At 62.8% G+C, this 23,936-nt stretch carries 23 protein-coding genes and 1 tRNA gene; 16 read left to right on the top strand and 8 right to left on the bottom strand.

Going from position 1 to position 23,936, the window contains the following annotated elements; genetic code table 11:
• Nucleotides 1-36 precede the first annotated feature (36 nt).
• From XI08_RS46010 to lipB, 3 genes are all read right to left on the bottom strand, one after another.
• A complete protein-coding gene (locus XI08_RS46010; RefSeq protein WP_333927200.1) occupies nt 37-273 on the bottom strand; it encodes an autotransporter outer membrane beta-barrel domain-containing protein in 237 nt (78 codons plus the stop codon).
• A 14-nt stretch (nt 274-287) separates the two neighbouring features.
• On the bottom strand, nt 288-2,915 hold the full coding sequence (locus XI08_RS12375) for an autotransporter outer membrane beta-barrel domain-containing protein (protein ID WP_333927198.1): 2,628 nt from the start codon (nt 2,913-2,915) through the stop codon (nt 288-290).
• A 220-nt stretch (nt 2,916-3,135) separates the two neighbouring features.
• Nucleotides 3,136-3,885: a lipoyl(octanoyl) transferase LipB gene (lipB, locus tag XI08_RS12370; RefSeq protein WP_271574592.1), complete on the bottom strand. Its 750-nt coding sequence runs from the start codon at nt 3,883-3,885 to the stop codon at nt 3,136-3,138.
• Between the two features lie 67 nt (nt 3,886-3,952).
• Here lipB and XI08_RS12365 point away from each other — a divergent pair, with 67 nt between their 5' ends.
• Together XI08_RS12365 and XI08_RS12360 are read left to right on the top strand one after the other, a co-directional pair.
• Nucleotides 3,953-4,195: a FliM/FliN family flagellar motor switch protein gene (locus tag XI08_RS12365; RefSeq protein WP_035714832.1), complete on the top strand. Its 243-nt coding sequence runs from the start codon at nt 3,953-3,955 to the stop codon at nt 4,193-4,195.
• A gap of 192 nt (nt 4,196-4,387) precedes the next feature.
• Nucleotides 4,388-4,472 (top strand) — tRNA-Leu (locus XI08_RS12360).
• Between the two features lie 371 nt (nt 4,473-4,843).
• Here XI08_RS12360 and XI08_RS12355 read toward each other — a convergent pair.
• Nucleotides 4,844-5,752 (bottom strand): LysR substrate-binding domain-containing protein, encoded by a 909-nt coding sequence (locus XI08_RS12355; protein ID WP_271574591.1) that lies wholly within the window; start codon nt 5,750-5,752, stop codon nt 4,844-4,846.
• A gap of 164 nt (nt 5,753-5,916) precedes the next feature.
• On the opposite strand from XI08_RS12355, the gene XI08_RS12350 reads away from it, so the two are divergent.
• From XI08_RS12350 to XI08_RS12330, 5 genes are all read left to right on the top strand, one after another.
• Nucleotides 5,917-6,540, top strand: a complete 624-nt coding sequence (locus XI08_RS12350) for a YcnI family copper-binding membrane protein (protein ID WP_271574590.1) — start codon at nt 5,917-5,919, stop codon at nt 6,538-6,540.
• Complete coding sequence (locus XI08_RS12345; RefSeq protein ID WP_271574589.1) at nt 6,540-8,135, top strand: copper resistance CopC/CopD family protein; 1,596 nt, start codon at nt 6,540-6,542, stop codon at nt 8,133-8,135. Before XI08_RS12350 ends, XI08_RS12345 begins: the two co-directional genes overlap by 1 nt.
• Before the next feature lie 79 nt (nt 8,136-8,214).
• Nucleotides 8,215-9,546, top strand: a complete 1,332-nt coding sequence (locus XI08_RS12340; protein WP_271574588.1) for an anaerobic C4-dicarboxylate transporter family protein — start codon at nt 8,215-8,217, stop codon at nt 9,544-9,546.
• 145 nt (nt 9,547-9,691) lie between these two features.
• Nucleotides 9,692-11,182 (top strand): argininosuccinate lyase, encoded by a 1,491-nt coding sequence (gene argH / locus XI08_RS12335; protein WP_271574587.1) that lies wholly within the window; start codon nt 9,692-9,694, stop codon nt 11,180-11,182.
• 526 nt (nt 11,183-11,708) lie between these two features.
• Nucleotides 11,709-12,317 carry a cysteine hydrolase family protein gene (locus XI08_RS12330; protein ID WP_271574586.1) on the top strand — a complete coding sequence of 203 codons (609 nt, stop codon included), beginning with the start codon at nt 11,709-11,711 and terminating at the stop codon, nt 12,315-12,317.
• Between the two features lie 18 nt (nt 12,318-12,335).
• On the opposite strand, the gene XI08_RS12325 is transcribed toward XI08_RS12330, so the two are convergent.
• Entirely contained in the window at nt 12,336-12,593 is a 258-nt protein-coding gene (locus XI08_RS12325) for a hypothetical protein (RefSeq protein WP_027549326.1), read from the bottom strand.
• Between the two features lie 290 nt (nt 12,594-12,883).
• Here XI08_RS12325 and XI08_RS12320 point away from each other — a divergent pair, with 290 nt between their 5' ends.
• Nucleotides 12,884-13,258 (top strand): hypothetical protein, encoded by a 375-nt coding sequence (locus tag XI08_RS12320; protein ID WP_027549327.1) that lies wholly within the window; start codon nt 12,884-12,886, stop codon nt 13,256-13,258.
• 3 nt (nt 13,259-13,261) lie between these two features.
• Here the strand turns inward: XI08_RS12320 and XI08_RS12315 are convergent, their stop codons facing one another.
• Both XI08_RS12315 and XI08_RS12310 read right to left on the bottom strand, forming a co-directional pair.
• Entirely contained in the window at nt 13,262-14,572 is a 1,311-nt protein-coding gene (locus XI08_RS12315; RefSeq protein ID WP_271574585.1) for a polysaccharide deacetylase family protein, read from the bottom strand.
• A gap of 179 nt (nt 14,573-14,751) precedes the next feature.
• Entirely contained in the window at nt 14,752-15,525 is a 774-nt protein-coding gene (locus XI08_RS12310) for a polysaccharide deacetylase family protein (protein WP_271574584.1), read from the bottom strand.
• A gap of 116 nt (nt 15,526-15,641) precedes the next feature.
• Here XI08_RS12310 and mgtE point away from each other — a divergent pair, with 116 nt between their 5' ends.
• The 4 genes from mgtE to XI08_RS12290 all read left to right on the top strand — a co-directional run bounded on the left by mgtE (nt 15,642) and on the right by XI08_RS12290 (nt 19,641).
• Complete coding sequence (gene mgtE, locus XI08_RS12305) at nt 15,642-17,063, top strand: magnesium transporter (RefSeq protein WP_271574583.1); 1,422 nt, start codon at nt 15,642-15,644, stop codon at nt 17,061-17,063.
• Nucleotides 17,064-17,321: 258 nt separating this feature from the next.
• Nucleotides 17,322-17,624, top strand: a complete 303-nt coding sequence (locus XI08_RS12300) for a helix-turn-helix domain-containing protein (protein WP_135177294.1) — start codon at nt 17,322-17,324, stop codon at nt 17,622-17,624.
• Nucleotides 17,625-17,782: 158 nt separating this feature from the next.
• Nucleotides 17,783-18,601 carry an aldo/keto reductase gene (locus XI08_RS12295; RefSeq protein WP_271574582.1) on the top strand — a complete coding sequence of 273 codons (819 nt, stop codon included), beginning with the start codon at nt 17,783-17,785 and terminating at the stop codon, nt 18,599-18,601.
• A gap of 149 nt (nt 18,602-18,750) precedes the next feature.
• Nucleotides 18,751-19,641: a hypothetical protein gene (locus XI08_RS12290; RefSeq protein ID WP_027549333.1), complete on the top strand. Its 891-nt coding sequence runs from the start codon at nt 18,751-18,753 to the stop codon at nt 19,639-19,641.
• Between the two features lie 928 nt (nt 19,642-20,569).
• On the opposite strand, the gene XI08_RS12285 is transcribed toward XI08_RS12290, so the two are convergent.
• Nucleotides 20,570-21,295 carry a DUF599 domain-containing protein gene (locus tag XI08_RS12285; RefSeq protein WP_271574581.1) on the bottom strand — a complete coding sequence of 242 codons (726 nt, stop codon included), beginning with the start codon at nt 21,293-21,295 and terminating at the stop codon, nt 20,570-20,572.
• A 122-nt stretch (nt 21,296-21,417) separates the two neighbouring features.
• Here XI08_RS12285 and XI08_RS12280 point away from each other — a divergent pair, with 122 nt between their 5' ends.
• From XI08_RS12280 to XI08_RS12265, 4 genes are all read left to right on the top strand, one after another.
• Complete coding sequence (locus tag XI08_RS12280; protein WP_271574580.1) at nt 21,418-22,080, top strand: glutathione S-transferase family protein; 663 nt, start codon at nt 21,418-21,420, stop codon at nt 22,078-22,080.
• 87 nt (nt 22,081-22,167) lie between these two features.
• Nucleotides 22,168-22,536, top strand: coding sequence for a YidB family protein (locus XI08_RS12275; protein ID WP_271574579.1), 369 nt, complete (start codon nt 22,168-22,170; stop codon nt 22,534-22,536).
• Between the two features lie 188 nt (nt 22,537-22,724).
• Complete coding sequence (locus XI08_RS12270) at nt 22,725-22,928, top strand: hypothetical protein (RefSeq protein WP_011087923.1); 204 nt, start codon at nt 22,725-22,727, stop codon at nt 22,926-22,928.
• Between the two features lie 154 nt (nt 22,929-23,082).
• On the top strand, nt 23,083-23,936 hold an 854-nt coding region (locus XI08_RS12265; protein ID WP_271574578.1), incomplete at its 3' end, for a hypothetical protein.

Below are 23,936 nucleotides of genomic sequence, written 5' to 3'. Positions count from 1 at the left end.
AGTTGAGTGCTCGTGATCCTGTCCCTGCCGCCGTCCTTACCAAGTATAGCGCACGCTACCCTTACCGGCGTAGGAGCTGGTGACGTTGGAGAACTCGCCTTCAAACGTCGCCGCTGCCGACCAGCCATTTAGCCATTTCATCTCGATCGAGGCTGTGGTCAGGGCTGAATCGGAAGCTTGCGCCGCGCCATTGACGACGAAACTCGTGCCGGGCAACGACTGGAACGTCGCTGCGATCGAGCGATCCGGGTTGAAATCATGCGCCCAGGCCAGGCGGCTGCGAACAGTCAGTATGCCATTCGCGGCAGCGAAGGACTTGTCGTGCGAAGGCCGAGTTCGCTGCGCAGGTCGGTGACGCTCTTCGCAGCGTAGGCCAGCGCAAAGTTCTGCGTGCCCGTCACCACGCTCTCGGCGTAGGCCGGCAGGTCGAAGGTCGTAAACTGGCCGGCCGCGTAGGGTGTGATTCCGACGCCGCCCACCCATGGCGCAACGAAGCGATGACCGCCTTCGAGGCGTCCGGAATAGGCGTTCGCGTCGAATGCCGCGCGAAGATGATCGATTCCTGCTACCGTCACGCTGCGGTCGGTGGAGATGCTCTGCCAGCCGTAGGCGAGAGCAGCGGTGATGTAGGCGCTGCCCGCGGTATGGCGGACGTAAGCGCCGGCCTGGAAGAGGTCGGATCGGCCGCTGCCGAGATTGTTCACGCTGAAGCTCGTCCCGCCGCCGGCCAATGCGAAGCCCGCCAGCGTGTTCGGCGAAAACAGATAGTCCGCACCGACCGCCGTTCCAAAGATGCGGCTGGTGGTGTCGTTCGAGCCGACGACCGCATTGCCGGTCGTCGATTGCGAGCCGCCATAACCCGCGGCCCACACGCTCCAGCGCTGCACGAAGGTCGTCGTCGGCGCCTTGGTGAGCATCGCGAAGGCATCAGTCTTCCTGCGCGCGGCATACGCGCTCGCTTGGTCGCTCTCTGCCGCGTAGCCCGTCGGCGAGCTTGCGCCGTTGATGCCATTGCCTCGTCCCGCGGGGGGATCGGTGAGCAGGCCCATGAACTGACTCATGGCGGTGAACGTGCTCTGCTGCGATCCGGTCGCGCTCTCGCCTGATGCTTGCGTCAGGCCTGCGGCCGTCAATCCACCAAATGTCAGGGGAATGCTGCCACCGCTATTGAAGTAATTTGAGATCGCGTTGCCGACCGCTTGCTGGTTGCCGTTGTTCCCCGGCGCAGCAAGAGCGAGCGAGAGGGTCAGGAACGCATCGTTGGCGTCATAGCTCAAAGCCGCCTTGAAGGTAGACGGCAGGTTGGTGTTGACGGAACCGAAACTGCCGGTGACGCCGCCGCTTGCGGTCAGAATGATGTACTTCTTGAAGACATAGCCGCCATTGGCGAGGTTGGCGTCGACGGTTGCGCCGCCAAGCTGGGCCGAGCCGGTTATCGTCGCAAAAGAGGCCGTCGAGGGATTGAGATAGACGGCGTAGCGCGCACCGGACGCGAAGGCCAGATTGCCGGCAACCGTCATCGAGGTGCCGGGAACGTTGATGGTGCCGGGCGCGAAAGTGCCGCCCGAATTGACCGTCGTGTCGCCGACCGATCCGGTGCCGGTCAGCAGACCTCCCGCGTTGACCGTCGAATCGGATACCGAGCCTGTCACGTTGAGTGTGCCGCCGTTGACCGTCACGTCGCTGCTGGTGATGGCGCCAGTCACGCTCAGCGTGCCGCCACTGATCGTCGTCGCGCCAGTGTAGGTGTTGGTGGCGCTCAGGATCGTCGTTCCGTTCTCCACCTCAACGCTACCTGCGCCTGTGATCGTGGGCGCGAATGCGTAGCTGTTCGATGTGTGATTGAAGACGACCGATCCCGTGCCTGCGCCGAACGTAACGGTGGGCACATTTAGTGTGCCCGGCGCGGCGGCCGCTGTGCCGGGATCTCCGCCGATGACGATCTTCGACAAGGAGCCCGTCTGGCCGGCTACCGAAGCTGATGTTGCGGTGACCTGGCCTCCATTCCGCAATGTCAGTGTTCCGTCGCCCTGATTGCCGACCAGAAGTGCACCGCTAATGCTCCAGGCAGAAGATGCTCCCGTCACCAGAACGTCGCCAGTCGTGTGTCCGCCGACGCCATTCACGCCGAGCATTGCGCCGCCCGATTGTACGAACCCTCCATCTTCGATCGTTAATTTGCCGTGCCCCAAGGCGCCGATTTGCATCGCGCCTGTAACTGTCCACGAAGACCCCGCACCTGAAACCAGCGCCGTCGCTGTCCCCATCGGCTGAATTGCGCTAGCGGCGACCACGAAATCAGCGGTGCCATTCGTGGTGACAGTCCCGCCGTTGCGGATGATGAGGTTAGCAGTGCTATTGATGCCTCCGAGTCTCATGTCAAAGCTGCTCGTGAAACTTGAACCCGGTCCGTCCACGATCAGATTGACGGTTGCACCCGCTGTGCCGATGGCGTTGGCGACGTTGTTGGAGCTGACTGCAGCTCCATTCTCGATGGAGAGTGTGCCGTTGCGAAAGTCGGTGATGCCGTTGATCGACCAGGTTGTGCCGGCGCCAGTGGCGGTGATCAGTCCCTGACTTGTCGACGATCCCATGGTTGCTGCGGCTGAGTTCGCGGTGCCATTGATGACCGCCGGGTTGGGCGTCGTCGTGTCCACCGTGACGAGAGTCACCGCACTGGGGACCCCCGCGGTCCAGTTCGTCGCATCGAACCAATCTGTAGAGGTTGCCCCAGTCCAGGTCGACTGCGCCATTGCAGCTGACGACATCACGGTCGCGAGAGCGGCACTCGCGATCCAGACCAAGCGATGTCGAGCGATAGGCGATGAACTCTGCCGGGCGGACGTGATGATATTGGTTCGACCAGCGCGTACAGAAGAGCGGAAGCCGATGGGGCTCCCCGAAAAACCGGTCACCGATTATTCCCAACATGGCCGCCGGGTACGACCGACCATGCCCTTACCTGTCATTGCAGCGGGAATTATATGAGGAGTGGCGCGAGCGGTACAACACTGGCGAGCTCGCGGCGCGCCGTGCTGCCACGATTCGCACCGCTATTTCGGGCACTGTAGCTCCCGGAACACACAGGCGCATCCCCTCGCGCGCGATCGCGCTGCACGGCCGCGAGGACAAAGCCTAGCTCGCCGCTTCCGGCACCAGCGCCTTCGTCGGCCCGAACAGCTCTTCGAACGCTTGCCGAAGCGCGACGTCGACATCGGCCATCGTCACGAGCTGGCCGAGATCGACCAGCGAGGTGACGCCGTAGCGCGCGTCAGTGACACCGCAGGGGACGATGCCGGCGAAATGCGCAAGCTCCGGCTCGACATTGATGGCGATGCCGTGGAACGAGACCCAGCGCTTCAGCCGGACGCCGATCGCCGCGATCTTGTCTTCGTGCTCGGACCCCTTGTCGGGGCGCTTCACCCAGACGCCGACCCGGTCCTCGCGCCGCTCGCCGCGGACGTTGAAGGCGGCGAGCGTCTTCAGGATCAATTCCTCCAGGCTCGCGACATAGGCCCGCACGTCCGGCCGGCGCCGCTTGAGGTCGAGCATGACGTAGGCCACCCGCTGGCCGGGCCCATGATAGGTCAGCTGCCCGCCGCGCCCGGTGGTAAAGACCGGGAATCGGGAATCGAGCAGGTCGGATTCCTTGCCCGAGGTGCCGGAGGTGTAGAGCGGGGGGTGTTCGAGCAGCCAGACCAGCTCCGGCGCCTCGCCGGCCGCGATCGCGGCGACCCGCGCCTCCATGGCGGCCACGGCCTCCGGATAGGGCACCGGCGCGTCCGAGATCCGCCACTCCACGGGCGTGCCCGCGGAGGCGGAAAACGACGTCAAATCGAGGTCTTGACGCTGGTCTTGGCGGGGGTTGTGCGGCGAATTAACCATTGGCTAACCATAACGTGGTGATGATTGCAGGTGCAAATGCCAGTCTCAAGTTGCGGCGGTCCTGACAGTGCCCACTCTCGATAAAGTCACCGTGGATCTCATGGTCGTCCTCGGGACGACCACCATGCCGATCCATCAGGTATTACGTCTTTCCCGCGGCGCCATCATCGAGCTGGACGCAACCGAGGCCGACGAGGTCAAGGTTTTGGCCAACAACCTGCCGGTCGCCTCCGGCGTCGTGCTGGTCGACCGCAACCGGATCGCGGTCGAAGTCAAGCAGATGCTGCCGCGCACCGCCGGCACGCGGTAGCGGCCAGGGCAGGCGGCCGCGGCCGGGACAGGCGGTCGCGGGCACCCGATAGGGCCGGACCGGGGCAGGGCGGAACTTTCTTCCCAAGCTTGTGGAATTCGGGGCCTTTGCAGGCTTGTACCCCTCTGATGGATTTGTTAGATCGGCGCCGTTGATCCGGCAGGCCTCAAGCCTTAAGCCGGCATCCCCAAAGCGCTCGTGGCGGAACTGGTAGACGCGCTGCCTTGAGGTGGCAGTGAGTAAAATCGTGGGGGTTCGAGTCCCTCCGAGCGCACCATAAGCCCACATTCCTATTGAAATGATTAGGCTTTTTTTCCGGGTGCCACCCCGGGAATGTTCCTCCGTTCCCGTGCGGCGTTCGCAGGTTGTTCGCTTCGGCTGCCCGTAGAACGTCGTCGAGTGATCGGCTCTGATCGAACGCGACGATCTTTTCCATGCCGCTGACGCCGAACTTCTCTCGATTCGCCTGAGCGATGTAATGCGCGGGCATTTTCGGACCGTTGGGTTGTCGGTCGAGCCGATGTCGAACCGTCGCGTCATATCGGGAAGCGGCGAGTGCAGAAACGCCTGAGCGCGGTTGCACTTGAGTTCTCTAACTAGATCCAGCTGCCTACCGCGTTGGTACGCAGTGCGCTGAGTGGTAGCGCGCTAACGCCGCCGAGTAGGCTTCTGGGAGAGAAAGAGCGCGACATAGGCCAGAAGGTCTTCCATGAACTGCTTGGCCAAGCGCGATAGCGGGCGGTGTTGCGAGTGCACGACACGGTAGCCAACGTCGATGCTCGGCTTGAATGGGCGGATCGCGACTCCACGTCCCAAAAAATCGCGGGCGCTGAAAGGGTCGACGATTGTCACGCCCGCGCCTGCCAGAACCAGCGAGCACGCGCTTGTAGATAGAGAAGCTACAATCATCCGCCGATATTGAATCGATCTAAGCGCTGTTTCGACGCCATGTCGAAGATCGCTGCCCGATCCAAGCATGATGATAGATTCGTTGACCAAATCCGAGGCTCGAATTGCCGTACATTTTGTGAGCCTATGACCGTTCGGTAATACGACAACAGCCGATGCCGTGATGCTGGAAAAGCTTACGGAGGATCGCTCCGCCGATGCCATACACACACCGATGTCATAGCGGCCGCCGGCGACCCGCTCTACGACCGAGTGTGAGGGGATCCCGTCGAGCTGAATGTCGACGTCCGGACGGTTTCGGCAGAAGTCAGCAATAAAGTGGGGCAGGAAATGGATCGCCATTGCAGGCATAGCGGCAATGCGGAGCGATCCGGAACGCTTATTTCGCAGATTCTCGGCATGGGCCGTTAAACGGTCCAGCCCGAGGAATGTGCGCTCGACTTCGGCCAATAGATCGTTCGCTTCAGCAGTTGGAACGACTTGATTTCCCCGACGATGGAAGAGCGTTAGGTCAAGCACGTATTCAAGATCGCGGATCAAACGGCTCACGGCCGGTTGAGTGATGTGCAGCGTTTCGGCCGCGGCGGTCATCGCGCCGGTCAGCATCACCGCTCGGAAAGCTTCAACCTGCCGACTGTTTATCCTCACGAGCGCTCCACCATAACATTTTTGTATTTACGACAGGTGCTTATGAATTTGAAGCCTACGAAACACCTTGGTAGGCAGTCACATACTGCCCGATCGAGCACGGGTGGTCCATCGAGTCCAATCCGGCCGAACGCAAATCTGTCGGACAACCTTGAGGGGAAAAAATGAAGCTGTTGCACACGCCACGACCGGAGAGCCACGTGGCGGCCCATGCGTCTTCCAGCAGAATAACCGCGTTGCAATCCATCTTTGCAGCTGTCGGCTTCGGTCTATTGGGGATCACGGCAGCATCGGCTCATGTCACCCTCGAGCCGCAGCAAGCGATCGTCGGATCAGCCTACAGAGCTGTTGTAATAGTCCCCCACGGCTGCGCTGGCTCTCCGACGCTTAAGCTCCGGGTCCAAATCCCGAACGGAGTCATCGCTGTCAAGCCGCAGCCAAAAGCCGGTTGGACACTTGAAACTGTGAACGGCAAGTACGGTCAAACCTTTGACTATTTCGGAACGCCGATCAGCGAAGGTGTGAAGGAAATTGCCTGGAGCGGAAGACTGCTCGACGAAAACTACGATGAATTCATCTTCCGCGCCTATCTCACGTCGGACCTGCAACCCGGTACCAAGCTCTATGTACGAGTCGTCCAGGAGTGCGAGAAGGGCATCTCTCGCTGGATTGAAGTGCCGACGAACGATACGTCAAGCGACGAGTTCAAGTTCCCCGCTCCAGCCGTACAACTCATTCCAAGAAGTAGCGTTCCGGCAGTGCAGCATCCGTCGCCCGGAGCTTGGTGATGGCCTTTGTCGCATGGTTCTCGCGCCTGCTCGTCGTGTTGCTCCTGACAGTCACGGGCGCGGGCCAGGCATTGGCGCATGCTGCGCTTGTTTCCACCTCTCCGAGGGACGGAGCGATCGTTGCCGGGCAGCCGTCGGAGCTGACCTTGGCTTTCACCGAACCGGTTTCTCCGATTACGCTGAAACTGATCGGCCCGGATGGTTCGGCGTCGATACTTGAACGCTCTGCTCTGCGCGATAAGACTCTCGTTGTCACACCTCCAGCTGGCCTCCGCGACGGAACGCATGTTTTGAGTTGGCGTGTCATTTCGGAGGACGGCCATCCGGTCAGCGGTTCAGTTCTATTCTCGATTGGGGCGCCGACGGCTACGCCGTTGACTAACGAGGCCAAGGCTGATGGACCCGTCGTAACCGCGATCTGGTTCGCTAAAGTGGCGCTCTATCTAGGACTCTTCTTCGGTGTCGGTGCATTGGCCTATAATTTCGGGGTGTCGCCACTACCGTCCGCCGCGGAGCGTATAGCTGGTTGGTTGATGGTCGTCGGCTTACTGGCAGCGATCTCCTCTCTCGGCCTTCAGGGACTAGACGTACTAGGAGTGCCGCTGGGCGAGATCGGTAAGTTCGCGCCGTGGACTGCAGGCCTCCACACCTCATTCGGTCTAACAGCAATCATAGCCGCGGCAACCTTCATGGTCGGCTTGGCGTCCCTACTCGTCCGTCATAAGGGTCTCGGTAACGTGCTGGCTTCTCTCGCCGTCCTTGGCGTCGGCGCCGCCCTCGCAGCGAGCGGCCACGCGAGCGCAGCTTCACCGCAATGGCTGACCCGCTCTGCCGTTTTCGTCCACGCTATCGCGATTGCCTTCTGGACCGGTGCCCTTATTCCTCTGGCCGTAGTGTTATCCCGCCGCGACCCCGGTTCGGTTGATGCCCTGCGGCGGTTCTCGCGCGCTATACCCTTTTTCGTAGCTCTTCTTGTTATCGCTGGCAGTCTGCTCGCAATTATTCAGGTAGAGACACCAACTGCTCTGTGGACGACCAGTTACGGGCGCGTTCTTCTCATCAAGCTCGCAATGCTGGCGGGGCTTTTTGGCCTGGCCATCGTAAACCGTTACCGTTTCACGCCTCTAGCAGAAGCTGGACATTTCGAAGCCACAGGATCGCTAACCAGGTCGATCAAGATTGAGGTTGTACTTGTTTTGGCAATCTTGGCGGTGGCAGCTGTCTGGCGCTTCACTGTTCCGCCGCGAGCGTTAACCGCAGCCAAGGTGGCGCCTGCGCATATCCACATTCATTCGGAGAAAGCCATGGTCGACGTATCGATCATGCCTGGACGAGTCGGCCCGGTCACGGCCTCGATCGATACTATGACCGGTGAAGGCGACGTCCTGAAGGCTAAAGAGGTCCGCCTTATGGCAGCGAACCCGGCAGCCAGTATTGAGCCGATTGAGCGCCAAGCCTCTCAGCAGCCTGACGGTACTTGGCTGATAACGGATCTAACGCTGCCAATGGCCGGACGATGGAAAATAGACGTCGAAATTCTGATCGGCGATTTTGAAAGCACCCGAGTGTCGGGAATGGTGGAGGTGCGGCAATGATTTCATTCGGACACTCAACTGTTGAAATTGAAAACGAGATGAGCCGGCTTAAGTCGCCACGCAGGGTTGGACTCGTCTAATGTGGCTTATCGAATTCGCCGTCGTTCTCTGCTGCATCTTTGTTGGCGCAAGATTAAGCGGAATTGGGATCGGATTGGCCGGCGGCTTCGGCTTGCTGATCCTTGTCTTCTGTTTCGGGTTGCAGCCGACGTCTCCACCGATCGACGTTATGCTGATCATCCTGGCTGTCATCACGATGGTTTCGACGATGCATGCGGCGGGTGGATTGGACTACCTTGTTGATCTGGCCGAAAAGATTCTTCGCAAGAATCCGGCAAGAATTACCCTAATAGCTCCCGTGGTTACCTATTGCCTCTCGTTGTTCTGCGGCACGGCTTACGTCGCGTTTTCCTTGTACCCCGTCATCGTGGAAGTCGCGTACGACGCAAGAGTCAGGCCCGAGCGCCCTCTGTCCATAGCTACGGTAGCGGCGTCGCAGGGAGTCACGGCAAGCCCCATGAGCGCAGCAACTGCCGTCTTGATCGCGCTGGTCAGTCCAGAAGGAATCACCATCGGCCAGATTCTGCTGGTCTGTGTCCCGGCCGGGCTGCTCGGCGTGCTAGTTGGGGCATTGTCGGTCTACCGACGCGGGTTTGAGCTCGACAAGGATCCAGAGTTTCAACGAAGGCTGGCAGCTGGAGAGATAGCGCCGCCGAGAGAGACGAGGGCCCGCACAGTAGCTTACGAAGCCAAGCTCTCGGTTGTCTTCTTTGCGGTCGCGGTTGTGAGCATCGTCACTTTCGGATCGATGCCGATGTTTCTGCCGTCGTGGGCTGTCAAAGACGAGATTGTCAGGCTCTCGATGCCTAACGCGCTAGAAATGATCATGCTGAGCTTTGCATTCCTCACGACAATCCTGCTGAGGATCAAGACTGAGAAGATCGTCAATAGCTCGATCTTTAGAACCGGCCTGGTGGCGGTGGTAGCAATCTTCGGCATTGCATGGATGGTCGATACCTTTTTCAGCGCGAACCGAGCCTTGCTAGTCGATACGCTCGGACAACTCGTCAGGTCTTATCCCCATCTATTCGGCTTGGCTCTGATGGCGATGGCAGCTCTGGTCCTAAGCCAGGGAGCGGCGATCCGGGCCCTCGGTCCGTTGGGACTAACGCTGGGTATCAGCGCAGGTCACATGGTGGGGTTCTTTCATGCTGCATCAGCCGTCAACATTATTCCAGCCACTGGAGCGGTGATCGGCTCGGTATCGATCGACCGGACAGGCACGACGAAAATTGGAAAATTCATCTTTAACCACAGCTTTCTAGTGCCGGGGCTGGTCTCGACAGTCTCGTCAGTTCTCGTGGCTTACGCGATTGCGTCCGTCCTCCTGGGGGGGACACCAAAGGGATGACGAAGGTCAGCGGAGAAGCTCCGCACCGTCGTCTCTGCGCCAACTCGGGTCGAAAGACCCGTCATGCTGAACGCGCAAGTGCGCGTCATCGTGCCAGACCGCCTAACCTCAGTAATTCATCCTTGTCGTACAGGAGACTCTAAATATGAGAGAGCGTGTCAAGCTGCCGCCGTCAAAGGTCGTGGTGGACTATCTCATACGTCCCAGGCTCGATGCTGGTAGCAACGCTTCCTTCGAAGCGATAATGGATCTAAATCGCGCACATGTGGTGATGTTGGCGGCGCGAAGGATTATCAAGCAAGAGACCGCAAGAACGCTGATCCGCGTTCTTGAAGATGTCCGTGGTGCCGGTCCGGCCGAGGTCACATGGGATCCAGCGCTCGAAGAAGCTTATTATAACCTCGAGGCGCATATTATCAAAAAGGTTGGACCCGCGATCGGCGGGCAGATGCATACCGGAAGAAGCCGTAACGATCTAGGGGCAGCCTTGACGCGCATGTCCGCGCGCAGCCAGTTGCTTTCGCTTGCGACGCTTCTGCATTCGTTGCGTGAGGAATTGCTCCTCTTGGCCGAGGCTCACGCCAGTACGATTGTGACCGGCTATACTCATATGCAGCCAGCGCAACCTACTACCTTGGGCCACTACTTTCACGCGGTCGCTCACGCCTTGGAAAGGGACGAACTTCGGTTGCAGCAAAGTTATGAAGTAGTGAACCGTTGCCCATTAGGAGCTTGCGCATTCAATACGACGGGCTTTCCGATCGACCGACAGATGCTTGCGGAACTCACAGGATTTTCGGACCTGGTGGAAAACTCGATCGATGCGGTGGCGAGCCGAGACTACGTTCCGCAAATTCTGGCGGCATTAGCGATACTGGCCGTCAACCTGAGCAGGCTGGCACAAGACTTATACACGTGGGGGACGGATGAGTTTGGTTGGCTCGAAATCGGTGACGACGTCGCTACGACATCGAGTATCATGCCTCAAAAGAAGAACCCGATAACGCTCGAGCATATTCGAAGTAAATCATCTCATCTCATCGGCGCCACCACCGCGTCACTTGCTGCGCAGAAAGGTGTTCCGTATGGCCATTTGCGCGACATTTCTCTCGAATCGGTACATCCATTGCGCGAGGGTCTCAAAGAAGCTGAGGCGGTCCTATGTCTGACGACGGCGACGCTTCGCTCCCTGAAGATCAAGGGCGATGTCGCGGATAAGCGGGCGGCTGAGAACTTCTCCACTGTGACCGAGTTGGCCGATGTGATGGTTCGAGAGACTGAAATCTCTTTCCGGGAGGCCCATATAGTCGTCGGCTCCGCTGTGAGCGAGTTGTACGCTCAGGGAGCAAACTCTACAGATCTCACGATTCAACTACTGGACCGGATTGCCGAGGAGCGTTTTGGGCATCCGTCGGGCCTGTCCGAAAACTCTCTCCGGCAGGCGTTGTCGCCCGCAGCCAACGTGGCCATCCGGCGTGTGAGTGGTGGACCCGCGCCGTCCGAGGTTCTTCGTAGCATCGAGGCCAGCAAGGAGCGTTTCACGACCCAGCAGACGTGGTGGTACGAGCAGAAGGCGAGACTTGAGACGGCGCAGCGACGTCTGGATGCGGCTGCGGCCAGCCTTGCCGCAACGTGAGGGGGCTAGGCCGGTGGGCGGATCCGGCGGAGCGACGCAAGCCAGAGGTCGTCCTCTCTGCAGACTCGCACGGGTGGCCTTGGGGACGATTTCAAAACGGCATCTCTTCAAAGGTGCTTTTGGGTTTGAAATGCACCTTATGCTGGAAAGGATCGTGATAACCCATTGAAATCGCATCAAATGCGACCGCCCTCCGAGCGCACCACAAGGCCGGATTTGGCTTTGAAATCCCTGAAGTTTTTCTGATGTAGGCCCGGGACTGGCACCACGCCGGTCCTCTTCCGCGCGCAGCTTGCGTCGGTCGGAGCCGTCGCGTGAGCCGTCCGATCGAACGCGGCGATCTTCCTCATGATTCCGCTGACGCCGTCGATCGATCCCACGATTCGCCGGCGTGATGGCGTGCACTGGTGGCGGGGCTTCGCCACCGCGGATGACCGCGGAACGATGGCTGTCGGACGCGCATTGCAGCCGATGAGCTCGCCGCGGAGATGCCGTCGCGCGGCCATGCGTCTGACGGTGGAGGACGATGAGGGAAAGTGCGTCTGAAATTGCCGACATCCGAGATGCGGTTCACCTCTGCATCGACATGCAGAACATCTTCGCTCCTGGCGGTCTCTGGGCGACGCCATGGATGGAACGGGTGCTGCCGGCGATCGTCTCCATCGTTTCCCGCCGCCAGGCCAGAACGATCTTCACGCGCTTCATGACCCCGCAGGATCCGGAAGATCGTCCCGGACAGTGGCGGAGCTATTTTCGTCACTGGAGCCAGGCGACCCGCAGGCACTTGCCGCCATCCGCGCTCGATCTCGTGCCGGTCCTGAGCCGGTTCGTTCCTCCAGCCGCTGTCATCGACAAGCCGGCCTATTCCGCATTCAGCAATCCTGCGCTTGCGGGCCTGTTGCTCGAAAAGAACGTCGGGACGGTGGTGATCACGGGGGCGGAGACGGATGTCTGCGTTCTGTCGACGGTCCTCAGCGCAGTCGATCTCGGCTTCAGGGTCGTCATCGTCGGGGACGCGCTGTGCAGCTCGTCCAATGTCGGGCACGATGCGCTGATGACCATGTATCGCACCCGCTTCCACGGCCAGGTCGATCTGGTGACCGCGGAAGAATTGGCGGAGTTCTGGCGGGAGTAGGGTGATGACCCGCCCCCTTCAGCCATATTCCTCGCCGATCCCGTATTCCTTGTAGATCTGAAGCGGGTCCGACTCCGGAAACAGGCGGCATTTGGCCTGGGCGAGGTGCAGGCTCACCGCCGCGGGCTCCTTGCCGCTGGAGAGCATCTTGCGGATGTCGTCCATATGCGCGCTTGGCTGGTGCTTCGGCTCGAGCTGCTCCAGCGCGACCAGCGCGGTCGCGAGGGCCTCGGTCAGAACCCAGTCGTCGTGGCCCGTGATTCCCTTCTTCGGCATCGGCAGACCCCACGTGTGGCGGCGATCCCAGTCTATCGCGACTTCTGCCAAATCGCCATTGAGCGTTGCGGACACCCGCGTACGGAACAGGCCGGCCGTCGTGGCCCGGCTTGCATTATGGCCGCGCGTGGCTAAAAGGCGGCGAGTTGTGGGCGGATAGTATCTTTGTTGAAACCAAGTTGGCGTAGACGGGCCTGCGCGGCATTCAGGCCGGCTGTTCCGGCCTGGGTCCCATATCCCCGAATTCGCAGCACGACCCGCTTGCGCGTCTTCTCTGGGCTGGAGCCAGTATGGTCTTTCTAAGCTTCGTCTACCGCTTCGTGACCAACTTCGCGTTCATGGCGATGGTCTATTTCAGCCTCAACTTCCTGGAGAAATATCAAAACCGGGCGATCGTCGCGATCCTGGTGCTGGTCTATACCGGCATGCGCGCGGCCTCGACGCTGCGTGCGTTCTACTTCTTCCAGAAGATCGAGAAGCTGGAAGCCGAGACCAAGCGCCTTCAGGCCCCGATCAACGACGGCTCGGGCGGAACCTCGACGCGCAAGCAGATCGTGGTCGACGTTGCGCGGCTGCGCCGCGACGGCGAGCTCAAGTCCTATATGGACCTGTTTTTCCTGGCGCTGATCGTGCTGCTCTGCGTCGCCAACATCATGCGGCAGTAGAGCTTACTGCGCGCGCTTCTTCAGGCTGGCCACGCGGGTTGGACGCGGCGCGGCGCCCTGGGCAGTGCCCTTGGGAGCAGCGCTCTTGGGGGCAGTGTTCCTGGCGACCGTGCCCTTGGTCTGCGCGGCATGCTTCGGTGCGCCGTGCGCAGCGTGGGCGGTTCGGTGTGCCTGCGACTTGGCAGCCTTGCCCTTGGCCACACGGGGCGTCTCGGCCGCCATTGCCAGCCGTGTCGCGGCACGCCGTGACAACGTCGTGGACAGCAAGACCTCGACCGAGCCCTCGGGAATCGCGAACAGATCGCGGTCGGGCACGGGCAGGGTGGCGGCGACATTCGCCTGCGCCATGGTCCGGCGCGGCAGCAGCGGCTGATGCCCGGTCTGCGCATCGAGATCGGCAAGCGATGGCGCCGAAAGCGTCTGGGTCTGCGTGAACACGAAGTTCGGTACGGCCGGCCAGCGTGCGATCGGCACGGTCTCGGTCGGCGGATGCAGCAGCCATTCCACCGGTGTGGTCGGCGTCGCCGGCCGCTCCGCGGTCGCAGGCACCACATGCACGATGCGATAGCCGCGCGCCTTCAGGTCGCGGATGATCTTGGGCAGCGCCGCCACCGTGCGGGCCTGGATGTCGTGCAGCAGCAGGATGCCCTTGCCCTTGGCCTCCAGCCGCTGGATCGCAAGCTGGTAGACGCGATCCGACGACACATGCCGCCAGTCGTCGGCCGGGAAATCGGCGCTCCAGACCTGGATGCCGCGCGAGATCAGGTAGTTCTCGACGCCCTCGGCGCGCATCAGGCCGGGGATGCGGAAGAACGGCGCGAGCTTGGACGGATCGGTCATCGCGGCCGACGTCCATTCGATGCCGCCGTTGATCTCGGGCTCGAATTTTTCGATTCCCATCCGGTCGAACGTCAGCGGATGGTTCATGCTGTGCGTGCCGACGGTGTGGCCCGCCGCCACCAGCTTGCGCACCCCTTCCGGGTTCGCCTTGGCCTGGCCGCCGATGATGAAGAAGGTCGCCTTGATACACTCGTCGGCGAGGATCTGGAGCACCTGGTTGGAATATTTCGGCAGCGGACCGTCGTCGAAGGTCAGGACGACCTCGTGGTCCTTCAGCGGCAGCGTCTCGCGGTACTGCATCGTGCCGATGCGCGGATGCTCGTGCGGATCGACCACGAGGGTGCGGGAGGTCCCGAGCGCATCCGGGTGGCCGGGGCAGTCAGCTGCAAAGGCCGCCGGTGTGCCAACGGTCAGCAAGCCCAAACAGAGGACGATCCACGATCGCGTCCGAACAACAACGCTACTTCCGATCATGAAACCCGTCTGCCCTCATACGCGATTGCCGCCATAGTAGGTCGGAGACATCAGGAAACGGTTCAGGCACCAGAACTTTTCCCATGACGCGCCCGCCTCAATACTTGCATGGCGTATCATGAACAGAGTGTTAATAGGGCCCAAATCACCCCATTTTGCGCTGCCGTGACATTCCGGCATCAGCGCGTGTCGGCATTCTTCTGCGCTGCTCCCGCCGGGACGATGTGAACCACCCGATAGCCGTTCTCCTTCAGATACCGCAGGAAGGCCGGCATGATCGCAGCCGTGCGCGCCTTGGGATCGTGGAAGAGGATGATACCCTTGCCGGCGGCGGCGAGGCGCTCGGTGACCAGCTTCAGTTCCTGCTCCGGCGTTATCTCCTCCCAGTCGCTGGCCCAGAGATCGGCCCCGAACACGACGATGCCGCGCGACTGGAGCAGGTCGAGCTCGGCTTGCGTCGACTCGAAATAGGGGAAGCGGAAGAACGGCGTCGAGGGCGTCGTGGTCGAGGTCCCGTGCAGCGCCATCTCGTCGGCGGCGATGCCGCGGTCGATCTCGGCCGTGGCCTTGTCGAACGGGATCCGCGCCATGAACGGGTGCGACCAGGTGTGGTGGCCGATGGTGTGGCCCTCGCGCGCGATGCGCTTGACCATGTCAGGGTGTTCGGAGGCGTGCTGGCCGATCAGGAAGAAGGTCGCGCGCGCGCATTCCAGCGCCAGCGCCGCCAGCACCTTCGACGTCGTCGGCGGATGCGGGCCGTCGTCGAAGGTCAGCACGACCTCGCGATCGGCAAGCGGCAGCGTCTGCGGAAAGCTCTTCAATCCCACGCGCGGCGTGGCCTTGGCGTCGACGCTCAGGACGCGCGAGGTGCCGAGCGCATCCTTGCGCGGGCACTCGGCGGCCTCAGCCGAGGCGACGCCGGCGAGGGCCGCGAGCACCGCACCCGCCGACATCGATGTCCACCTCAGTCGAAGCATCTTTGCCATTGCGCTCGGAGTTGCCTTGTGGGTATTGCCTGAACCATCAGCTCATACCACTCGTTCCAACCTGTCAAACGGCGAGGCGCGCCATGGACGAACATATGGACGGTGCCCCATCCGCCGAGGCCTCGGTACTCGACCACGTGCCGATGCGCAATGAAGACGGCGAAATTCGTCACGAATTCGTCGAGGAAATTGCCCGTGCGATCGCGGCCGGCGACAGTGCGGCGCTGCGCGCCTGCGTTGCCGAGCTGCACGAGGCCGATCTCGGCGACCTGATCGGCGCATTGGAGCCCGACGACCGCGTCCGCCTGGTCGAGCTCACCGGCCGCGACTTCGACTTTTCGGCGCTGAACGAAGTCGACGAGAGCGTCCGCGAGGAGATCCTCGATGAGCTGCCGCCGGAGACGGTCGCGGAAGGTGTCCGCGAACTCGAATCCGACGACGCGGTCGAGCTGCTGGAGACGCTCGACGAGGACGAGCAGGAGGAGATCCTCGAGAAGCTGCCCTTGCGCGAGCGCGTCGCGCTCGAGCGCAGCCTGCTGTATCCGGAAAATTCTGCCGGTCGCCGGATGCAGACCGAGTTCATCGCCGTGCCCCAGGATTTCACCGTGGGGCAGGCGATCGACTACATGCGCGAGACGCCGGATCTGCCCGACCGCTTCTACGAGATCTATGTCGTCGACAAGGACCAGCACTGGCAGGGCGCGGTCTCGCTCGACGTCCTGCTCCGCGCCCGCCGCCCGGTGGCGCTTGCCGAGCTGACCGACGAGGATCGCCGCCGTGTCTCCGTCCTGGAGGACCAGGAGGAGGTGGCGCGGATGTTCGGCAAGTACAACCTCGTCGCAGCGCCCGTGCTCGACACCCAGGACCGCCTGGTCGGCGTCATCACCGTGGACGACGTCGTCGACGTCATCGAGGAAGAGGCGGCCGAAGACCTCAAGGCGCTCGGCGGCGTCACCAGCGACGAAGAACTCTCCGACACCGTGTTCACCATTGCGCGCGCCCGGTTCAACTGGCTGCTGGTCAACCTCGCCACCGCCTTCCTGGCGTCCTCCGTGCTCGGCCTGTTCGAGGGCCAGCTGGAGAAAATGGTCGCGCTCGCGGTGCTCGCGCCGATCGTGGCGAGCCAGGGCGGCAACGCCGCGACCCAGACCATGACGGTCGCGGTGCGCGCGCTCGCGACCCGCGAGCTCGGCTCCTCCAATGCCTGGCGCGTGGTGATGCGCGAAGGCCTGGTCGGCCTCGTCAACGGGCTCGCCTTTGCCGTGATCACGGGCATCGCCGCGGTGGCCTGGTTCAAGATCCCGGGCCTCGGCATCGTCATCGGGCTTGCGATCATCTGCAACCTCGTCGCCGGCGCGCTTGGCGGCATCCTGATCCCGATGGCGCTCGAACGTGTCCGGGCCGATCCGGCGGTGGCGTCGGGGACGTTCGTGACGACGGTGACCGATGTGGTCGGCTTCTTCTCCTTCCTGGGGATTGCGACCTTGTGGTTCGGGTTGAGGTAGGGGCGAGTTTGGGGCGCTCCTCTCTCCCCGTCATTGCGAGCCAACGGGTCCGCGCAAAGCGCGGCCCGATGACAGGCTCCGCGAAGCAATCCAGAATCCCTCCGCGGAAAGTCTCTGGATTGCTTCGTCGCAAGAGCTCCTCGCAATGACGGGGTAGGCAGCGGGGGCCGCCTCACTCCGGTGCCCAGAGCGCGCTCCCGCCATCATCTTTAATCCGAACTTAAGCGACCTGACGCATCATCGCCCGCGCTTGGGGGAATGGATATGCGGTTGCGGCTGAAGGCGGACGGACGGATCGTCGAGTTGCGGGACGGGCAGGAGTTTCCGGTCCAGCCGGCGGCGAATGCCGCACCGGCCGACACCGGCTCGCTCGCGGTGCGCGACCTGCGCCGCCGCGCCTGCCTGACCCAGATGGAGTTCGCGGCCAAGCTCGGCGTTCCCGTCGAGACCATCCGCAACTGGGAGCAGGGCAAGCGCGCCCCGCGGGGACCGGCCCGCGCGCTGCTCGCCGTGATCGCGCATGCGCCCGACACCGTGTTCCAGGCGCTCGCCAAGGCCTGACGACAAGGCCTGAGCCGCGAACCTCCCGTTAGCATTGCGCTGAATAACCGGCCCGATCGCTCCGGCTTCCGTTGGCAGTGTCACGGGCGAGGTCCATAATGGCGCGTGGCTGATGCTTGTGATGAGTCCTGGGGCGACCGCAACAGAGAGGATTCCTCATGCTGTTCGTCGAGGCCAATGGCGCAAGGATCCCGGCGCTCGGGCTCGGGACCTGGGAACTGAGCGGGCGACCATGTGCGCGCGTGGTCGAGCAGGCGCTGCGGCTCGGCTATCGCCACATCGACACCGCACAGGTCTATGACAATGAGCGCGAGGTCGGCGACGGCGTGCGCGCCTCCGGCGTGCGTCGCGACGACGTCTTCCTCACCACCAAGGTCTGGACCAACCATTTCGCGCCCAACGACCTCGAACGGTCGGTAAAGGAGAGCCTTGCGCGCCTGCGGCTTCCCTCCGTCGATCTGTTGCTGCTGCACTGGCCCAATTCGCACGTGCCGCTGGCGGAGACGCTTGGCGCGCTGTCGCATGCCAGGCAAATGGGCCTGACGCGCCACATCGGCGTCTCCAATTTCACGGTGGCGCTGATCGAGCAGGCGGTCGCGCTGTCGCCGGAGCCGCTCGTCTGCAACCAGGTCGAATTTCACCCTTATCTCGACCAGGCCAAGGTGAGGACGGCCTGCGACCAGCATGGGCTCGCGCTGGTCGCCTACAGCCCGATCGCCAGGGGCCGCATCAAGACCGACCAGATACTGGCCGAGATCGGGCGGACGCATCGCAAGACGCCGGCGCAGGTCTGCCTGCGCTGGCTCGTGCAACAGAACGTCACCGCGATCCCGCGCACCTCACGCGTCGAGCGTCTGTCGGAGAACATCGAGATCTTCGATTTTGAGCTCTCGGACGAGGAGATGGCCCGGATCGCCGCTCTGGCCAATCCCAAGGGCCGCCTGACCGACTATGGCTTCGCGCCAAAATGGGATTGAGGGCGGGCTGCCGTATGCCCAGCATGATCCGGAAAAGCGCGAAGCGGTTTTCCGATAAGATCATGCTCGAACAAGAGCCTAAAGCGCGATGACGGTTGATCCTGACTTCATCGCGCTTTAGGAGCAGGGCGGCAACCCAAGATCGGGCGATGGAACTGCGGAAGATCATACGGACGGACATTGCGGCGTCGGCGGTCGCGCATCTGACGCTGGTGGCGCTGATCATCGTGATCAGCGAGGTCCATCCGTTTCGCAGCCAGCTGCCGGAAACTGTGTCGGTCGACATCGTCACGCCGGAGGAGGTGAAGCAGGAGGAGGCCAAAGCCGAGGAGAAGGCCAAGGAAGAAGCGGAGAAAAAGCCGCCGGAGCCGATGCCCGAGCTGAGACTGCCGAAACCGGATGTCACCGAAAAGGCGGATCCAGCGGCGAAGCCGGCCGCCAAGCAGCAGGCCGCGTCGCAATCATCGCAGCAGAAGGCGCGGCCCGAATCGGAGCAGCCGCCGCAGCAGAAACAGCCGCCCCCCTCACAGGCGCCGAAGCAGCGTGAGACCACCGCGCAGCCGCAGCCGCCGCCACAACAGCCGCAGGCCGCACCTCCGGCCTATCAGGCTCCCGAGCCCGACGTCACCCTCAAATACGGCGTCATGCTGGGCCTGCCGCCCGAACTGCCGATCGAGCCGAAAGACGCACCCAAGGGCGACGGCGGCGATGCCAGGGATTCGATCGGCGCGAAGCTTCCACCCGAGGTCATCGCCGAGTTTCGTCGGCACTTGAGAAGCTGCGCAAAACTGCCGGCCGGGGTCGACCCGACCGACACCGTCCACATCAAGCTGCGCACGGTGCTCGCCACCGACGGCACGCTGGCGCGCCCGCCGATCCTGATCGAAGCCCCGCCATCCGCGAAGGGCGTGGCTATCGTGAAGTCGGCGACGAGCGCGCTTCAGGCCTGCCAGCCGTACAAGATGCTGCCGGCCGACAAATACGAGGAATGGAAGGTGTTGGACTTGCCGTTCTCGCCGCGGGATTTTGGCGGGGGATAAGTTGCCTCGCGGCTATCCGCGCGCAAGCCTCCTTCCCAAAAATATTCCACTTTACCGAAATTCGGAAATGGCGTATGTGTCGCCCATCCCGGCTCATCCTTGAGGGGCGATCATGTGGTCGTCATTTTCGCGAGCCGGGCTTGCGGTGGACGCGGCAGCGTCGGGCACGAGAGGCGTGGGGGCAGGGCGGATTGCTCTCCGTGAGCCCCAGGCTTCGTGCCAGACGAGCGGCGCTGTCAGGTTCGTCTCGCCAGCAGGTTTCCGGCTCCGTCGACAGGGCTGGAAAAACCGCGGCGAAATGGCGAGCCGTGCGTACGGCAAAACCGTGTGGTCCTGGCCGTCGTTGCTACGGTCAAGCTCTTGCGGAGGCGGCAGTCGCGTCAACCGGCGCGGTGCCGGTGAATTCCGCGAAGGCGAGGGAGGCCAGAACGAACTCGGCTCCCGGGAGAGCTCGGCATAAGCCGTCCAACCACTGCGCAGGGAAGGCCGAGTGATTGGCTACACCTGTATGCTGCTGTGCGGTTCTTCCTGCGTGTGCTTTTTGCGCAGCAGACCGCGGGTGCCAGGTCAGCACCCGGCCTTCCCTGCGCCCTCTTGGTTTAGAGGGTGGAGAGACAAAGCAAAGCTCGGGCGAATTGCGCCGCGAGAACGGGAAGGCGTGTCTGTAACCACACACTCGCTGTCATCGCCCGCGAAGGCGGGCGATCCAGTATTCCAGAGGCGGTTGTGATGGAGCCGAGAAGCTGCGGCGTACTGGATTCCCCGCGTTCGCGGGGAATGACAGTGTCATCTGGAGAGCCAGCCCATACCTCATCCTCCGTCATTGCGAGCGCAGCGAAGCAATCCAGACTGCCGCCGCGGAAAGACTCTGGATTGCTTCGCTGCGCTCGCAATGACGATGTGGAGAGAGTATGCCGCCTCTCTCGCTTCACCCCTGAGGTCCCCGTTTCCTCATCGCCTCACCACCCGCCACCACTTCCGGCGCCATCGCCGACCATGCGCTCGAGGCGAACTGCCTTCGCCAGGTCACGATCACCACGGCTGCCGTGGTCACGAACAGCACCCAGGGGCTGACGAACCAGCCGAGATAGCCGAGCGCGAAGAAGAAGGCGCGCTGGCCGCGGTTGAAATGACGGCCGGCGGATTCGAACAGGCGCGTGGTGCGGATGACATGGGCTTCGGCCGCTGGCGTGTCGCGCTGGGTCGCCGGCGGCATGCCGCCGAACAGGATGGCGACATAGTTGAACAGGCGATAGGCCCAGGCGAACTTGAAGAAGGCGTAGACGCAGATCAGCACGAGACCGACGCATTTCAGTTCCCACATTGCGGGCGAGGTGCTGAGGTCGACCGGCAGCTTGCTCAGGATCGTGATGGCGTCGTTGGTGGCGTGCAGCAGCGCCAGTGCGCCGCCGAGTGCGATGAGGCTGGTGGAGGCGAAGAAGGCGGTGCCGTTCTGGAGCGAGGCCATGATCTGCATGTCGACCATACGCGTCTCGCGGTCGAGCAGCCGGCGCACCCAGACCTCGCGATAACGGTTCATGCGCGCCGACAGGCTGTCGCGGCCATAGGCCGAATGTTCCAGGGTCAGGGCATAGACCAGCCATTCGACGATGAAGAAGCCGACGGCGGTGATGTCGACCCAATGCCTGCTCATGTCTCTCTCCTCGCGAGCATCGCAACGATTGCCACGCAAGGCCGGGCGCAGCAACGATTGATTGACGGCAGGAGATGGCGCTAAAAGCAGCCGCATCCAGAGGACTCGGGAAGGACAGTGACATGGCTGCACTAAAACTTGCCATCGGCAACAAGAACTACTCGTCATGGTCGATGCGGCCCTGGCTCGCGCTGCGCGCCAACGACATCCCGTTCGTGGAGACCTTGATCCCGCTCTACACGGAGAACCCCGCGGACAAGGAGCAGATCCTGTCCTTCAGCCGCGCCGGCAAGGTGCCCGTGCTGGTCGACGGCGACACCACGGTGTGGGATTCACTCGCGATCATCGAATACATCGCCGAGCGCTACCCGGAAGTGAAGCTGTGGCCCGATGATGCCGCCGCTCGCGCCCATGCCCGTTCGGTGTGCGCCGAGATGCATTCCGGCTTCGTGCCCCTGCGCAGCGAATGCGGCATGAACCTGCACCGGCCGATCCGCCCCGTGACGCTGTCGGCCGATGCGAAGGCCAACGTTGCGCGCATCGAGGAGATCTGGCGCGAGTGCCGGTCGCGCCACAGTGCCAAGGGACCGTTCCTGTTCGGCCGCTTCGGCGCGGCGGATGCGATGTATGCCCCGGTCGTGCACCGCTTCCGCACCTATGCGATCGACGTCGCGCCGGATACCAAAGCGTACATGGAAACGATGATGGCGCTGCCGGCATTCGAGGAATGGACCCGCGAGGGGCTTGCCGAGACGCTTGTCATCGCGAAGTTCGAGGACGCGTAATCGCGAAAGTGATCGGGCGCTGCTTGACGATACGCCAGCCGGCGGCGCTCAATCGTGCTGGAGCTGCGGCTTGGGAGAGGGCACGCCATGGGAATCCTGGACTCGCTGGAAAACAACCCCGCGCTCCGCAGCGCGCTCGGCCAGCTCGGCGCCGCCGTGCTGCCGGCCGTCTTGAGCGAGGTGCTCGGCAGCAACAATCAGGGCGGCCTCAGCGCGATCGTCGCCAAGCTTCAGCAGGCCGGGTTCGGTGACCAGGTCAAATCCTGGCTCGGCAACGGCCAGAACCTGCCGATCTCGGCCGACCAGCTCCGCACCGTGCTCGGCAACGACACCGTCCGCCAGCTGGCAGCGCGCTACAACATCCCGGTCGACCAGCTGGGCCAGATCCTGGCCCAGGAGCTGCCCAAGGCGGTGGATCAGGCGAGCCCGCAGGGTCATTTGCCCCATACCGCCTGAGGCCCGGTTCCATCGGTATTTACCGTGGCCCGTTGTTCCCGTTATCGTCCTGAAAAGACTTCAAGATTGGTGTGTTGCCATGCTCGGATGAGGCTGGCCAAAAACGCCGCATGCGTGCTATATAGCTTGCTGGGTTTCCGGCCGGCCATCGCAGTGGGACCATGGGCGAGGCAGGCGTTGTTTGAGTAATGGAGAGGGTGTTGAAGCACAAATTCCCCGTTGGAACGCGCGTATTGTTCACGGCCAGCAACGTTGCGCGCCCGGCTGCCAGCGGCTCGTACGAAATCATCCGCCTGCTGCCGACGGAAGGCGACGACTGCCAGTACCGGATCAAGAGCTCGACCGAGGCCTTCGAACGGGTCGCCAAGGAAAGTCAGCTCGCGCTCTCCTGAAGCGCCGCCACCGCCCATTGATGTCGCGGACGAATTTGCTCCGCTCGCCGTCAAAAGGCCCGCTTCACCTTCACAAGGTGGGCCGGGGGCAGTTGCCGACTCGCGGTGCTCGCTTTGACCATTCGCTCGTTGCTCGCGTGAGGGGACGTCGCGCATGAACTGGGCTTGGGCCTCGTCGCTCGACGAAATCTGGCGCTCGTCGGCCTTTCCGATGTGGATGACGCTGGCGGCTGCCGGCTTCTTCGGATTCATACTCCTGGTCACGCTGCTGCGCGCCGAGAGATCGCTCGCCAACGGCGCGCTGACCGTCATTACGCTGCTTGCCATTGCCATCGCGGTGGCTGCCACGGTGCGCGCCTATGGGCCGGCCGGGCAGGCAGCACCAGCGGAGGCGCGCGCACAGGCCGGTTTTATCGCGAGCCTGCCGGCGCTGTCCTGCCTCGACGATCTCGCCGGCGATGCGGTGGCCGTTGGCTGCGAGAAGGCGCTGTTCGGCTCGCCGGATGCGGTGGCCGCCGCCGTCTCCTACACCGCCGTCAGGATCGACCGGCTGACCGCGCTCGGCGATGCCGCGACCGTCGACAAGAGCCTGACGCTGGACATGAAGGTGGTGCGCAAGGCACTGGAACGCGATCGCTACGGCCTCGTCGCGCAGGTGCTGATCGCCCGCGACGGCTGCACCCGGTTCGATTGCGCCGCCTTCCGCTCGCTGACCGACCAGCAGCAGGTCGTCGCCAACATGGACTCCCATCTCTACGACATGCTGGTCGCGCGCTATGTGCCCACCTGGAACGCGCCCGCAGCGGCAGCATCGGCCGTGCCGGCCGCAGGTGCGCTTGCCGCGCTGCCGCCGTCGATGCCGACGGGCAAGCCGACCAACGCTGAGTTCCCGAGCGCCTCGTCGACGCCGCCGGTGAGCATCATGAATCCGGAGCCGCCGGCGACGGGCACGCGCCAGGCCGCACCCGCCGCGAACGCAGCGTCGGCCCCGCGCCCGCCGGCCGCCAC

Source organism: Bradyrhizobium sp. CCBAU 11361, from assembly GCF_028128935.1.
Classification (GTDB): domain Bacteria; phylum Pseudomonadota; class Alphaproteobacteria; order Rhizobiales; family Xanthobacteraceae; genus Bradyrhizobium; species Bradyrhizobium niftali.
This window is presented reverse-complemented; position numbering and strand designations above follow the sequence as displayed.